Consider the following 12101-nt stretch of genomic DNA (forward strand, 5'->3'; position numbering starts at 1 on the left):
AAGGAATGTACGCCGGCCAGTGTAATGCAAGAAACGGGCGCGGCGTAGTCTGTTGCTTGTGGTCCTGGCGCGAGGCACTTTTTCTAGCGCAAACGCTCGCTCAGCCAGGTGCCGATATCACGGATTTCTTCCGGTAACACCTCGTGTCCCATTGGGTATTCCTGCCATGTCACGGTGACACCGTGCTGTTTCAGGTACTCGTACGCGGTGCGTCCCATGGCGTTCTGCACCACTTCGTCGTACTGGCCGTGCAGGGACAGCACCGGAATCCGCTGTTGGCTGGCGCAAAGTTGCAGTTCATCGCTGAAGGTCGGGGCATAGGTGGAGAGGGCAAGTACGCCACCCAAGGGACCCTGCCATTTGAGGAAGGCGGTGTGCAGTACCACGGCGCCACCTTGGGAGAAACCCGCGAGGAAAATGCGCGATGCGTCTATTCCGCTTGCGCGTTGCTCTTCGATCAGTCTGATGACCTCGTCAGATGATTCTTCGAGCTGTTCGCGACTGATCGCGCGAGCCGGGCTCATGGCCAAAATGTCGTACCAGCTGGGCATGGCGTATCCGCCATTGATGGTCACGGCACGGGTCGGCGCCTGGGGCAGGACGAAGCGGGTGCTCAAGAGTTTTTCCTGCAGCATCTCGGCCACCGGCAGGAAGTCGTAACGGTCCGCTCCCAGGCCATGAAGCCAGATCACACAGGCATCTGCGGGCTTGCTGGGCTGAAGAATCAAGGGCTCGGTCATGGCTGCTCCATTTATGTGCGTGCGCGCTGATTGAGTGCGAGGTTAAGGGGCGCGCCCGGTTGATCGGTGAAGAAGATGTCGCACGGTTGAACGTTTTGCTATTGACCACTGGCTGAAACGCTTTAGCCGAAACTGTGGTACGGGCTTTGCTATGGCTCAGAAAGAGGAGCGGATGTGATAGCACGCTCTGCCGGCGGTAACACTAACAGGCTACCGCGGGCGATGGCATACCCCACCTCCTCTGATACCGGTTCGCCTACGGCCGCTACGGGCTCTGTGAACTGCAAAGGGCTAAAGCCCGTTCGGCCGATTGGTGAGATGTAGGTCCCCCATTACGTGGATTTCTCCTACTAGACTCATAGCGAAGGTCTTACGCCGCTTGACCCTATAAAAAGCCGACGCGGGTCAACAGCGCCTCATGAGGGTGCGGCAGGACTCAAGCTCCGACACAACAAGAGCAAAACTGGAGGTTTGAATGAAGATGTTGAAATCCACCCTGGCCGTCGTTACGGCGGCCACGGTACTGGCTACAAGCGGTTTCGCACAGGCGGGTGCGACCCTCGATGCAGTACAGAAGAAAGGTTTCGTACAGTGCGGCGTCAGCGATGGTCTGCCGGGCTTCTCGGTACCGGACGCTACCGGCAAGATTCTCGGCATTGACGCCGATGTCTGCCGTGCCGTGGCCGCAGCCGTATTCGGCGATGCGACCAAGGTCAAGTTCAGCCAGTTGAACGCCAAGGAGCGCTTCACTGCGCTGCAATCCGGCGAGATCGACGTGCTGTCGCGCAATACCACCTGGACCAGTTCCCGTGACGCGGGTATGGGCTTGATGTTCGCCGGCGTCACTTATTACGACGGCATTGGCTTCCTGGTGAACAACAAACTGGGTGTGAAAAGTGCCAAGGAGTTGGACGGTGCGACCATCTGTATTCAAGCCGGTACTACCACCGAGCTGAACGTGTCGGACTACTTCCGCGGCAATGGTCTGAAATACACCCCGATCACCTTCGATACTTCCGATGAAAGCGCCAAGTCCCTGGAGTCCGGTCGTTGCGACGTGCTGACCTCCGACAAGTCCCAGCTTTACGCACAGCGCAGCAAGCTGGCGACTCCGACCGAATACGTCGTACTGCCGGAAACCATCTCCAAGGAGCCTTTGGGCCCGGTGGTGCGTAAGGGCGACGAAGAGTGGTTCAGCATCGTCAAGTGGACCCTGTTCGCCATGCTCAACGCCGAAGAGGCGGGCATCACCTCGAAAAACGTCGAAGCTGAAGCCAAGTCCACCAAGAACCCTGATGTAGCACGTCTGCTGGGCGCGGACGGTGAATACGGCAAAGACCTGAAACTGCCGAAGGACTGGGTAGTACAGATCGTCAAGCAAGTAGGTAACTACGGTGAAGTGTTCGAGAAAAACCTCGGCAAGAGCACGCCACTGGCCATCGACCGCGGCCTGAACGCGCTGTGGAACAACGGCGGCATCCAATACGCACCACCTGTGCGCTGATGGTTCTATCACCCGGCGGGCCAACCGCCGGGTGATGTTCTGTTCCATTATTCCTGGGGCACTTCATGCAAAATTCAATCGGCGCACCCAAGCAGAGGCTTAGCCTCAGCGATCCGCGTGTGCGCGCCTGGCTGTTCCAGATCATCACCCTTGTGGCGGTGGTTTCGCTGGGCTGGTTTCTGTTCGACAACACGCAAACCAACCTCCAGCACCGGGGTATTACCTCGGGTTTCGACTTTCTTGAGCGCAGCGCCGGTTTCGGCATCGCTCAACACTTGATTGCCTACACCGAAGCGGACAGTTATGCCCGGGTCTTCGTCATCGGTCTGCTCAATACGCTGCTGGTGACCTTTATCGGGGTGATCCTGGCGACCTTGCTGGGGTTCATCATCGGGGTGGCGCGGCTGTCGCAGAACTGGATCATCAGCAAGCTGGCGACGGTGTATGTGGAAGTGTTCCGCAACATTCCGCCGCTGCTGCAGATCCTGTTCTGGTACTTCGCGGTGTTCCTGACCATGCCGGGGCCGCGCAACAGCCATAACTTCGGCGACACCTTCTTCGTCAGCAGTCGTGGCTTGAACATGCCGGCGGCGCAGATGGCTCCAGGGTTCTGGGCGTTCTTTGCGAGTGTGGTGCTGGCCATCGTCGCCATCGTGCTGATGTGCCGCTGGGCCAACAAACGCTTTGAAGACACCGGGGTGCCGTTCCACAAGTTCTGGACTGGCCTGGCGTTGTTGCTGGTGATTCCGGCGCTGTGCGCGCTGGTCTTCGGCTCGCCCGTGCATTGGGAGCTGCCGAAGCTGCAAGGCTTCAACTTCGTCGGCGGCTGGGTACTGATCCCCGAACTCTTGGCCCTGACCCTGGCCCTGACCGTCTACACCGCGGCTTTCATTGCCGAAATCGTGCGTTCCGGGATCAAGTCGGTCAGCCACGGCCAGACCGAGGCAGCCCGTTCCCTGGGCCTGCGCAACGGTCCGACCCTGCGCAAGGTGATCATTCCCCAGGCCTTGCGGGTGATCATTCCGCCATTGACCAGCCAGTATCTGAACCTGGCGAAGAACTCGTCCCTGGCCGCCGGTATCGGTTACCCGGAAATGGTTTCGCTGTTCGCCGGCACGGTGCTCAACCAGACCGGCCAGGCCATTGAGGTCATTGCCATCACCATGAGCGTGTACCTGGCAATCAGCATCAGCATTTCCCTGCTGATGAACTGGTACAACAAGCGCATTGCGCTGATCGAGCGGTGAGGAAGCGCCCATGACGACTCATACCTTCAAACCCGATATGCCGCCGCCCAGCCGCAGTATCGGCGTGCTGGCGTGGATGCGCGCCAACATGTTCTCCAACTGGCTCAACACCCTGTTGACCCTGTTTGCCTTCTACCTGATCTACCTGGTGGTGCCGCCGATCCTGCAGTGGGCGATCCTCGACGCCAACTGGGTCGGCACCACCCGTGCCGACTGCACCAAGGACGGTGCCTGTTGGGTGTTCATCCAGCAGCGTTTCGGCCAGTTCATGTATGGCTACTACCCAGTGGAACTGCGCTGGCGGGTGGACCTGACCGTGTGGCTGGCGGTGATCGGCGTGGCTCCCTTGTTCATCTCGCGCTTTGCTCGCAAAGCGATCTACGGCTTGTGTTTCCTGGTGTGGTACCCGGTGTTGGCCTACACCCTGCTGCACGGCGGCTACCTGGGCCTGAGCACCGTCGCCACCAGCCAGTGGGGCGGCCTGATGCTGACTTTGGTGATTGCCACGGTGGGCATTGCCGGGGCCTTGCCCCTGGGCATCCTGCTGGCATTGGGACGACGTTCCAACCTGCCGGCGATCCGCGTGGTCTGCGTGACCTTCATCGAGTTCTGGCGCGGCGTGCCGCTGATCACGGTGCTGTTCATGTCGTCGGTGATGTTGCCGCTGTTCCTGCCTGAGGGCATGAACTTCGACAAGCTGCTGCGGGCGTTGATCGGGGTGATCCTGTTCCAGTCGGCCTATGTGGCCGAGGTGGTGCGTGGCGGTTTGCAGGCCATTCCCAAGGGCCAGTACGAAGCGGCTGCCGCCATGGGCCTGGGTTACTGGCGCGCGATGGGCCTGGTGATTCTGCCGCAAGCCCTGAAGCTGGTGATCCCCGGGATCGTCAACACCTTCATCGCCCTGTTCAAGGACACGAGCCTGGTGATCATCATTGGCCTGTTCGACCTGCTCAACAGCGTCAAGCAAGCCGCCGCCGACCCCAAATGGCTGGGCATGGCCACCGAAGGCTATGTCTTCGCGGCCCTGGTGTTCTGGATTTTCTGTTTTGGTATGTCCCGCTACTCCATGCATCTGGAGCGTAAGTTGGACACAGGCCACAAGCGTTAGGAGTACCTCCATGAGTGAAGCGAACAAAAAGCCTGTGGGCCCTGAAGGCATTATTCAGATGCAGGGTGTGAACAAGTGGTATGGCCAGTTCCACGTGTTGAAGGACATTAACCTCAACGTCCAGCAGGGCGAGCGCATCGTCCTGTGCGGGCCTTCGGGGTCGGGCAAATCCACCACCATCCGTTGCCTCAACCGTCTGGAAGAGCACCAGCAGGGACGCATCGTGGTGGATGGGGTAGAACTGACCAACGACCTCAAGCAGATCGAGGCCATTCGCCGGGAAGTGGGCATGGTGTTCCAGCACTTCAACCTGTTTCCGCACTTGACCATCCTGCAGAACTGCACCCTGGCGCCGATGTGGGTGCGCAAGATGCCCAAGCGCAAGGCCGAGGAAATTGCCATGCATTACTTGGAACGGGTGCGGATTCCGGAGCAGGCCCACAAGTACCCGGGCCAGCTTTCCGGTGGCCAGCAGCAACGGGTGGCGATTGCCCGGGCGCTGTGCATGAAGCCCAAGATCATGCTGTTCGATGAACCCACCTCGGCCCTGGACCCGGAAATGGTCAAGGAGGTGCTGGACACCATGATCGGCCTCGCCGAAGACGGCATGACCATGCTCTGCGTGACCCATGAAATGGGTTTTGCTCGCACCGTGGCCAACCGGGTGATCTTCATGGACAAGGGCGAGATCGTCGAGCAGGCGGCACCGAATGACTTCTTCGACAACCCGCAAAATGATCGCACCAAGCTGTTCCTGAGCCAGATCCTGCATTGATCCTGATGCAGGGCCCGCGCTGACGATAAACCCGGACTGGTTCCGGGTTTATTTTTGCCCGGCGTTCAACCGCCGGCAGCGCCGAGCTGTTGTTCGGGGTGGTCGCTGGAGGCAGAAGGCGCCCGCTGTGGTGCGCTGAGTTCCAGTACGTCCTTCATCAACTGTGGGTGGCGATCCAGCAGGCGCATCAGCACGTACAGCGGTTGGGGCACGCCGACTTCGCCGCGCTCGTAACGGGAAAAGGCGTTGTGCCCGCCACCGGACAGCAGTTTGACCGCCTCTTTCTGCGAGAGGTGCAACTGGCGGCGGATGCGCTTCATGTCGGCGGCGACGCTCTGCCGGTACTCTTCCAGCAATTGATCGCCCGCGGCGGCGTAGCGTTGTGCACTGGCGGCGTCGAATTCGATTTCACCGCATTCCTGGCATTCCCAGCCCGCCAGGCCATGAAGGTGACGCTGTAGGTGCCGGTAGTCGACGAGCTCGCTGCGCTGCTCGAACGCCAGCATGCCGGTCGGAGCGCCGCAGCTGTAGCATTGTTGTCGTTTCATGTCTCTGCCTCCTTGAAGGAGATCACGGGAGGCCCTGCACCGGGGCGGTCGGTGACCTTGATGTAGAGCGTCCAGTTATCGATGCAGGTGTAATACACGTCCTGCCACAGCCGATGATCGCTATAGGTTGTCATCGATTTGTAGAACAGGCTGCCCTGGAGTCCGGCTACTACTCGTTGCATGGCGGCCAGGGACAATCCGAGTTCCCTGCCGCAGCGCAATGCGCTTCGAGTGAAGGCTTGTGCTCCTTGCCGAACGACCTGTGCCTTGATCAGCGACAGGTCGTAATGAGGTGTTTTCTTTTCCATGAGACACCCTTGATGCTTGATCGAAATTACCCTTATAGGGTTTTTTGTCAAGGCCTGATTGCAATGGCGAAAGTGCCTCCTCCAGCCTAAATCGTTGAACTCTCGGAAAAGCCTGAATACCATGTCGGGCAATTCGTCCGATGATTGGATGAAAGAGTGAGTTCAATGAGCGAAATTTCCCCCCTGATCAAACGTTCCCTGGTTGACCAGGCCCTGGAACAGTTGCGCCTGCGCATCACCAAGGGCGTCTGGGCCGTCGGCCAGCGCCTGCCCACCGAGCCGGAGCTGGCCAGTGAGCTGGGCATCAGCCGCAACACCGTGCGTGAAGCCATGCGGGTGCTGGCGTTTTCCGGGTTGATCGAGATACGCCAGGGCGATGGCAGCTACCTGCGAGCCGTGGCTGATCCCCTGGACATGCTCCAGGCCCTGTCCCAATGCTCTCTGGAGCAGGCCCGGGAAACCCGGCAGATCCTTGAAGTGGAGGCGGTTGGCCTCGCGGCCCTGCGTCGCACCGACGAGGACCTGCGCGCCTTGAGCGAAGCCTTGCAGGCCAGCGGCGGGCATTTTCATGGCGATCTGGAAAGCTACATCGCCTGCGACCTGGTGTTTCATCAGGGCCTGGTGGATGCCGCGCACAATCCGACCCTGAGCCAGCTGTACCGCTATTTCTCCAGTGTGGTGGGCGCTCAGTTGCGCCAGGCCTTGACGGTCACTCCGCGCCGCCAGGACGTCTTCGATCTCCACCAGCATCTGCTGGACGCCATCGAGCAGGGCGACCCCGAGCGGGCCAAGCACCTGTCCCGCCAGTTGATCAACGAATCCTGAATCCGAGACCTTTATGTCCAACCAGCAGTCCCCTCCGAACACCCCGTCGCCTCCCGAGTTGTTGATCGATGCCGAGGCCGATGACGAAGAAGTCCAGCAGGCCCCGCCACCTTTGCGGCGGCCCTGGCTGTTGCTGTTGGGGCTGATCCTGGTGGCGTTGAACCTGCGTCCGGCGCTGTCGAGCATGGCGCCGTTGCTCAGTGACGTATCCCAGAGCCTGGGCCTGTCGGCGGCCAAGGCGGGGTTGCTGACCACCTTGCCGGTGTTGTGCCTGGGGCTGTTCGCGCCTTTGGCGCCGCTGCTGGCCCGGCGTTTCGGCGCCGAACGGGTGGTGCTGGGGATTCTCCTGACCCTGGCCCTGGGCATTGTCCTGCGCAGCTCGCTCGGTGAGTTCGGGGTCTTTGCCGGGAGCATCCTGGCCGGGGCCAGCATCGGCGTGATCGGGGTGCTGCTGCCGGGCATCGTCAAGCGCGACTTCGCCCGGCATGCGGGAAGCATGACCGGGGTCTACACCATGGCCCTGTGCCTGGGGGCAGCCATGGCGGCAGGCGCGACGGTGCCCTTGAGCCACCACTTCGATGACAGCTGGGCCATGGGCCTTGGCTTCTGGGTGGTGCCGGCGTTGATGGCAGCGCTGTTCTGGTTGCCTCAAGTGGGGCAGAAACACGGTGCCCACCATGTCGCTTTCCGTGTGCGCGGGTTGCTGCGCGATCGCCTGGCCTGGCAGGTGACCTTGTACATGGGCTTGCAATCGTCCCTGGCCTACATCGTGTTTGGCTGGTTGCCATCGATCCTGATCGGTCGTGGGCTGACTCCGACCCAGGCGGGACTGGTGCTGTCGGGTTCGGTCATCGTGCAATTGGCCAGCTCCCTGGCGGCGCCCTGGCTGGCGACTCGCGGCAAGGACCAGCGTCTGGCCATCGTGATCGTCATGTTGATGACCTTGGGCGGCCTGTTCGGTTGCCTGTATGCACCGCTTGATGGCTTGTGGGGCTGGGCCATTCTGCTGGGCCTGGGGCAAGGAGGCACTTTCAGCCTGGCCCTGACGCTGATCGTCCTGCGCTCACGGGATACCCATGTGGCCGCCAACCTGTCGAGCATGGCCCAGGGCATCGGCTACACCCTGGCGTCCATGGGGCCGTTTGCCGTGGGGTTGGTGCATGACTGGACCGGCGGCTGGAACGCCGTGGGCTGGATCTTCGCGGTGTTGGGCAGCGGGGCGATCATTGCCGGGCTGGGCGCCGGCCGCTCGCTGTATGTGCAGGCGCAAAGCGAGAGGATCTGAGGAGCGTCACTGTCGGTATTTGCACGGCAAATGCCGATAGTCTTCTCTGGGCGTGCGGATTATTGTGCTGGCATCCCTTTGTCCTTCCGGAGTCCGCCCATGAGTGATGCCCACCGCGTCCTGATCACTGAGTTCTACCAGGCCTTCCAGCGGCTCGATGCCGAGGCCATGAGCGCCTGCTATACCGAGGACGTTGTATTCAGTGATCCGGCCTTCGGCGAATTGCGCGGACGTGACGCCGGCGACATGTGGCGCATGCTCACCGCGCGGGCCAAGGACTTTTCCCTGACCTTCGATCAGGTGCGTGCCGACGAGCGTTCGGGTGGCGCGCACTGGGTCGCCACCTACCTGTTCAGCCAGACCGGCAACACGGTGGTCAACGATATCCAGGCGCGCTTCGTGTTTCGCGATGGCAAGATCTGTGAGCACCACGACCATTTCGACCTGTGGCGTTGGGCGCGCCAGGCCCTGGGGGCCAAGGGGCTTTTGCTGGGCTGGACGCCGCTGCTGAAAAATGCCGTTCGCGCCCAGGCCCGTAAAGGCCTCAAGGCCTTCCAGAGCGGTCGCTGAAAGCCATCCTCTGCTAAGATCGCGGCTTGTTATCCACAGGCCCCGATGGTTTTTGTGAGCAGCCCCGATCCAAACCCCGTGATTGCCGGCGAACTGCCCGCGCCTGCCAGCAAACCCTGGTTTGTGTATCTGGTGCGTGCGGCCAATGGCGCCCTTTATTGCGGCATCAGCGACGACCCGGTGAAGCGCTTCGCCAAGCACCAGAGTGGCAAGGGCGCGCGTTTCTTTCTCTCCAGCCCGGCGGTGGCCCTGGTCTATACCGAAGCTTGTCGGGACAAGAGCGAGGCTCTGCGTCAGGAGCGGTTGATCAAGAAGCTCAGGAAAAGCGCCAAGGAGTGTCTGGTGGCGTCTGCCGGGGCAGCAGCATCAATCTGACTGATAGGCGCTCATCAGTCGGATCGGTAGGCCGTCCATGGATTGCGCGCTAAGCTCAGCGCTTTCCCTCTTCCGGCGGACCCCAGCATGTCAGAGTTGATCCTGCACCATTACCCGACCTCTCCCTTCGCGGAAAAAGCCCGTTTGCTCCTGGGCTTCAAGGGCCTGTCCTGGCGCTCCGTGAAGATTTCCCCGGTGATGCCCAAGCCTGATCTGACCGCCCTGACCGGTGGCTATCGCAAGACGCCGGTACTGCAGGTCGGTGCTGATATCTACTGCGACACGGCTTTGATCGCCCGGCGTCTGGAGCGGGAAAAGGCCTCGCCGGCGCTGTTCCCCGAAGGCCAGGAAATGATCAGCGCGACCTTCGCCGCCTGGGTCGACTCGGTGGTGTTCCAGCATGCGGTGACCCTGGTGTTCCAGCCCGAGTCTGCCGCAGCACGTTTCGGCAAGATGCCGCCGGAGGTGGTCAAGGCCTTCATGGCCGACCGCGCCGGGTTGTTCAGTGGCGGCAGCGCCAGCCGTCTGCCCCTGGAAGTGGCCAAGCATCAGTGGCCGACCATCATGGCGCGTCTGGAGCAGCAACTGCAGCGTGAGCCGGGGGACTTCCTGTTTGGTGAGCCCTCGATTGCCGATATCGCCCTGGCGCACCCGCTGTGGTTCCTTAAGGGTACGCCGGTGACGGCGCCGCTGGTGGACGAGTATCCGGCGGTATCAGCCTGGTTGGCGCGAGTGCTGGGCTTTGGTCACGGCTCCTTCACTGAAATGAGCGCTGAAGAGGCCCTTGAGGTGTCGCGCGGTGCGACCCCGGCGCCGCTGCCGGATGAGCGGTTTGTCGACCCCAATGGCTTTGTGGCAGGGCAGCAGGTGGTGATTGCTGCGACCGACTATGGAGTCGATCCGGTGGCGGGCGAGTTGCTGTTTGCCGGTACTGAAGAGTTGATCCTGCGCCGTGAAGATCCACGTGCCGGCGTGGTCCACGTGCACTTCCCGCGGTTGGGTTTCCGTATCCAGGCGCAGTGACTCACACCTGTAGGAGCTGGCTTGCCAGCGAAGGCGTCCTCAAGATCGGTGCACGATCTGCCGGCCCCTTCGCCGGCAAGCGCCGCGTCGGCTCGCCGGTTCCTACGGTTGCAGCGCCGCCATGATGGCATCGGGATCATAGGTGCGGAGCAGGGTTCCATTCACATCCAGGATCGGAATCCCGGCACCGCCCAGAGCGGTATAGGCCTTACGCGCCTCTGCGTCTTTCTCGATGTCGAACTCCCGATAGGGAATGCCCTTCTGATCGAGAAAGCGTCGGGTAGCTTTGCAGTAGCCGCACCAGTCGGTGGCGTACAGCACCACCCGGGCCTGGCTACGGATCTCTTCGCTGACCACCGCCGAAGGGTTGAACAGCCGCTCGATCTTGCCCCAGTTCTGATAGACCACCACCACCAGCAGGATCAGCAGGAACTTCTTCAGTACTCCCTGGAGCATCAGTTGCGGCGCTTGAGCTGGTCGGTCAGCTGGGTCGGCAGGCCCTTGATGATCAGGGTCCCGGCTTCTTCGTCGTACTCGATCTTCGAGCCCAGCAGGTGGGCTTCGAAGCTGATGGACAGGCCCTCGGCGCGACCGGTGAAGCGGCGGAACTGGTTGAGGGTGCGTTTATCCGCAGGAATTTCCGGCGATAGCCCGTAATCCTTGTTGCGGATGTGGTCGTAGAACGCCTTGGGGCGGTCTTCGTCGATCAGTTCCGAGAGTTCTTCCAGGCCCATGGGTTCGCCGAGCTTGGCTTGGCTGCTGGCGTAGTCCACCAGGGTCTTGGTCTTTTCCCTGGCCGACTCTTCCGGCAGGTCTTCGCTTTCGACGAAGTCGCTGAAGGCCTTGAGCAGGGTGCGGGTCTCGCCCGGACCGTCGACGCCTTCCTGGCAGCCGATGAAGTCGCGGAAGTACTCCGAGACCTTCTTGCCGTTCTTGCCCTTGATAAAGGAGATGTACTGCTTGGACTGCTTGTTGTTCTGCCACTCGGAGATGTTGATCCGCGCGGCGAGGTGCAGTTGGCCCAGGTCCAGATGGCGCGACGGGGTCACGTCCAGTTGGTCGGTCACCGCCACGCCTTCGCTGTGGTGCAGCAGGGCGATCGCCAGATAGTCGGTCATGCCCTGTTGGTAATGAGCAAACAGCACGTGGCCGCCCACCGACAGGTTGGATTCCTCCATCAGCTTCTGCAGATGCTCCACCGCCACCCGGCTGAATGCGGTGAAGTCCTGGCCGCCGTCCAGGTACTCCTTCAGCCAGCCGCTGAAGGGGAAAGCGCCGGACTCGGGATGGAACAGGCCCCAGGCTTTGCCCTGTTTGGCGTTATAGCTTTCATTGAGATCGGCGAGCATGTTCTCGATGGCCGCGGACTCTGCCAGTTCGGAGTCTCGGGCATGCAGAACTGCGGGGCTGCCGTCGGGTTTTTTGTCGATCAGGTGGACGATGCAATGACGGATCGGCATGGGCTTCTCGGCTGATTGAAGGGGGAGGGCGGACTCCCCGAAAAAGTGCCCAGTGTACCGCACCCGTTGGTTTTGGCGCGGTTTGCCAGGCGATGAACGGCCTGTCGGTAACGCTTATGCATTTTTTTACCGATTTAGAGCAATAAAGCTGACCAAATGGCTAGGTAGAGGCGGATATTTCCCCGTCTGTGTGCTAGTTTTGCCCCGTCTTACGCGATGTCTCAGCGTTAAGCGTGCATTCAGCATTTGTTGGGTCGAACCAAACCCTGATTTCGGTATCTATAACCCCGATCTGTCGTGGTTGTAACCGGGGTGCCAGATTCACAAGATCTG

Annotated in this window: 14 protein-coding genes; 9 read left to right on the forward strand and 5 right to left on the reverse strand. The window is 61.1% G+C overall.

Features of this window, described 5'->3' with window-relative positions:
• Positions 1-83 precede the first annotated feature (83 nt).
• Complete coding sequence (locus WIN67_RS05155) at positions 84-740, reverse strand: alpha/beta hydrolase (RefSeq protein ID WP_102878469.1); 657 nt, start codon at positions 738-740, stop codon at positions 84-86.
• A gap of 475 nt (positions 741-1215) precedes the next feature.
• Here WIN67_RS05155 and WIN67_RS05160 point away from each other — a divergent pair, with 475 nt between their 5' ends.
• The 4 genes from WIN67_RS05160 (at position 1216) to WIN67_RS05175 (ending at position 5374) form a co-directional block, all read left to right on the forward strand.
• Positions 1216-2244, forward strand: coding sequence for an amino acid ABC transporter substrate-binding protein (locus WIN67_RS05160; RefSeq protein ID WP_102878470.1), 1029 nt, complete (start codon positions 1216-1218; stop codon positions 2242-2244).
• A 65-nt stretch (positions 2245-2309) separates the two neighbouring features.
• Positions 2310-3491 (forward strand): amino acid ABC transporter permease, encoded by a 1182-nt coding sequence (locus WIN67_RS05165; RefSeq protein ID WP_102861260.1) that lies wholly within the window; start codon positions 2310-2312, stop codon positions 3489-3491.
• A gap of 10 nt (positions 3492-3501) precedes the next feature.
• Positions 3502-4599, forward strand: coding sequence for an amino acid ABC transporter permease (locus WIN67_RS05170; RefSeq protein ID WP_102861261.1), 1098 nt, complete (start codon positions 3502-3504; stop codon positions 4597-4599).
• 10 nt (positions 4600-4609) lie between these two features.
• Positions 4610-5374, forward strand: coding sequence for an amino acid ABC transporter ATP-binding protein (locus WIN67_RS05175; RefSeq protein WP_102878472.1), 765 nt, complete (start codon positions 4610-4612; stop codon positions 5372-5374).
• 65 nt (positions 5375-5439) lie between these two features.
• On the opposite strand, the gene WIN67_RS05180 is transcribed toward WIN67_RS05175, so the two are convergent.
• Entirely contained in the window at positions 5440-5922 is a 483-nt protein-coding gene (locus WIN67_RS05180; RefSeq protein ID WP_110652304.1) for a type II toxin-antitoxin system MqsA family antitoxin, read from the reverse strand.
• Positions 5919-6230: a type II toxin-antitoxin system MqsR family toxin gene (locus WIN67_RS05185; protein ID WP_339070724.1), complete on the reverse strand. Its 312-nt coding sequence runs from the start codon at positions 6228-6230 to the stop codon at positions 5919-5921. Before WIN67_RS05185 ends, WIN67_RS05180 begins: the two co-directional genes overlap by 4 nt.
• 165 nt (positions 6231-6395) lie before the next feature.
• Between WIN67_RS05185 and WIN67_RS05190 the strand changes: the two genes are divergently transcribed.
• The 5 genes from WIN67_RS05190 to WIN67_RS05210 all read left to right on the forward strand — a co-directional run bounded on the left by WIN67_RS05190 (position 6396) and on the right by WIN67_RS05210 (position 10308).
• Positions 6396-7055: a FadR/GntR family transcriptional regulator gene (locus WIN67_RS05190; protein ID WP_110652305.1), complete on the forward strand. Its 660-nt coding sequence runs from the start codon at positions 6396-6398 to the stop codon at positions 7053-7055.
• Between the two features lie 13 nt (positions 7056-7068).
• Positions 7069-8340 carry a CynX/NimT family MFS transporter gene (locus WIN67_RS05195; RefSeq protein ID WP_102878475.1) on the forward strand — a complete coding sequence of 424 codons (1272 nt, stop codon included), beginning with the start codon at positions 7069-7071 and terminating at the stop codon, positions 8338-8340.
• Positions 8341-8439: 99 nt separating this feature from the next.
• Entirely contained in the window at positions 8440-8910 is a 471-nt protein-coding gene (locus tag WIN67_RS05200) for a nuclear transport factor 2 family protein (RefSeq protein WP_110652306.1), read from the forward strand.
• Between the two features lie 54 nt (positions 8911-8964).
• Entirely contained in the window at positions 8965-9285 is a 321-nt protein-coding gene (locus WIN67_RS05205; RefSeq protein ID WP_102861714.1) for a GIY-YIG nuclease family protein, read from the forward strand.
• Between the two features lie 87 nt (positions 9286-9372).
• Positions 9373-10308, forward strand: a complete 936-nt coding sequence (locus tag WIN67_RS05210; RefSeq protein ID WP_102878477.1) for a glutathione S-transferase family protein — start codon at positions 9373-9375, stop codon at positions 10306-10308.
• 102 nt (positions 10309-10410) lie between these two features.
• On the opposite strand, the gene WIN67_RS05215 is transcribed toward WIN67_RS05210, so the two are convergent.
• Together WIN67_RS05215 and yejK are read right to left on the reverse strand one after the other, a co-directional pair.
• The gene (locus tag WIN67_RS05215) at positions 10411-10764 is read right to left on the reverse strand and encodes a glutaredoxin family protein (protein ID WP_102878478.1); all 354 of its coding nucleotides are present in this window, start codon (positions 10762-10764) and stop codon (positions 10411-10413) included.
• Complete coding sequence (gene yejK / locus WIN67_RS05220) at positions 10764-11768, reverse strand: nucleoid-associated protein YejK (protein WP_060837659.1); 1005 nt, start codon at positions 11766-11768, stop codon at positions 10764-10766. Before yejK ends, WIN67_RS05215 begins: the two co-directional genes overlap by 1 nt.
• Between the last annotated feature and the right edge of the window lie 333 nt (positions 11769-12101).

Source organism: Pseudomonas idahonensis (assembly GCF_037903935.1).
GTDB lineage: Bacteria > Pseudomonadota > Gammaproteobacteria > Pseudomonadales > Pseudomonadaceae > Aquipseudomonas > Aquipseudomonas danubii.

Excerpts from the sequence above, each read along its gene's own strand:
- WIN67_RS05155 (WP_102878469.1), bottom strand. The coding sequence starts at position 740 with ATGACCGAGCCCTTGATTCTTCAGCCCAGCAAGCCCGCAGATGCCTGT.
- WIN67_RS05190 (WP_110652305.1), top strand. The coding sequence starts at position 6,396 with ATGAGCGAAATTTCCCCCCTGATCAAACGTTCCCTGGTTGACCAGGCC.
- WIN67_RS05185 (WP_339070724.1), bottom strand. The coding sequence starts at position 6,230 with ATGGAAAAGAAAACACCTCATTACGACCTGTCGCTGATCAAGGCACAG.
- WIN67_RS05160 (WP_102878470.1), top strand. The coding sequence starts at position 1,216 with ATGAAGATGTTGAAATCCACCCTGGCCGTCGTTACGGCGGCCACGGTA.
- WIN67_RS05215 (WP_102878478.1), bottom strand. The coding sequence starts at position 10,764 with ATGCTCCAGGGAGTACTGAAGAAGTTCCTGCTGATCCTGCTGGTGGTG.
- yejK (WP_060837659.1), bottom strand. The coding sequence starts at position 11,768 with ATGCCGATCCGTCATTGCATCGTCCACCTGATCGACAAAAAACCCGAC.
- WIN67_RS05180 (WP_110652304.1), bottom strand. The coding sequence starts at position 5,922 with ATGAAACGACAACAATGCTACAGCTGCGGCGCTCCGACCGGCATGCTG.
- WIN67_RS05175 (WP_102878472.1), top strand. The coding sequence starts at position 4,610 with ATGAGTGAAGCGAACAAAAAGCCTGTGGGCCCTGAAGGCATTATTCAG.
- WIN67_RS05165 (WP_102861260.1), top strand. The coding sequence starts at position 2,310 with ATGCAAAATTCAATCGGCGCACCCAAGCAGAGGCTTAGCCTCAGCGAT.
- WIN67_RS05170 (WP_102861261.1), top strand. The coding sequence starts at position 3,502 with ATGACGACTCATACCTTCAAACCCGATATGCCGCCGCCCAGCCGCAGT.
- WIN67_RS05195 (WP_102878475.1), top strand. The coding sequence starts at position 7,069 with ATGTCCAACCAGCAGTCCCCTCCGAACACCCCGTCGCCTCCCGAGTTG.
- WIN67_RS05200 (WP_110652306.1), top strand. The coding sequence starts at position 8,440 with ATGAGTGATGCCCACCGCGTCCTGATCACTGAGTTCTACCAGGCCTTC.
- WIN67_RS05210 (WP_102878477.1), top strand. The coding sequence starts at position 9,373 with ATGTCAGAGTTGATCCTGCACCATTACCCGACCTCTCCCTTCGCGGAA.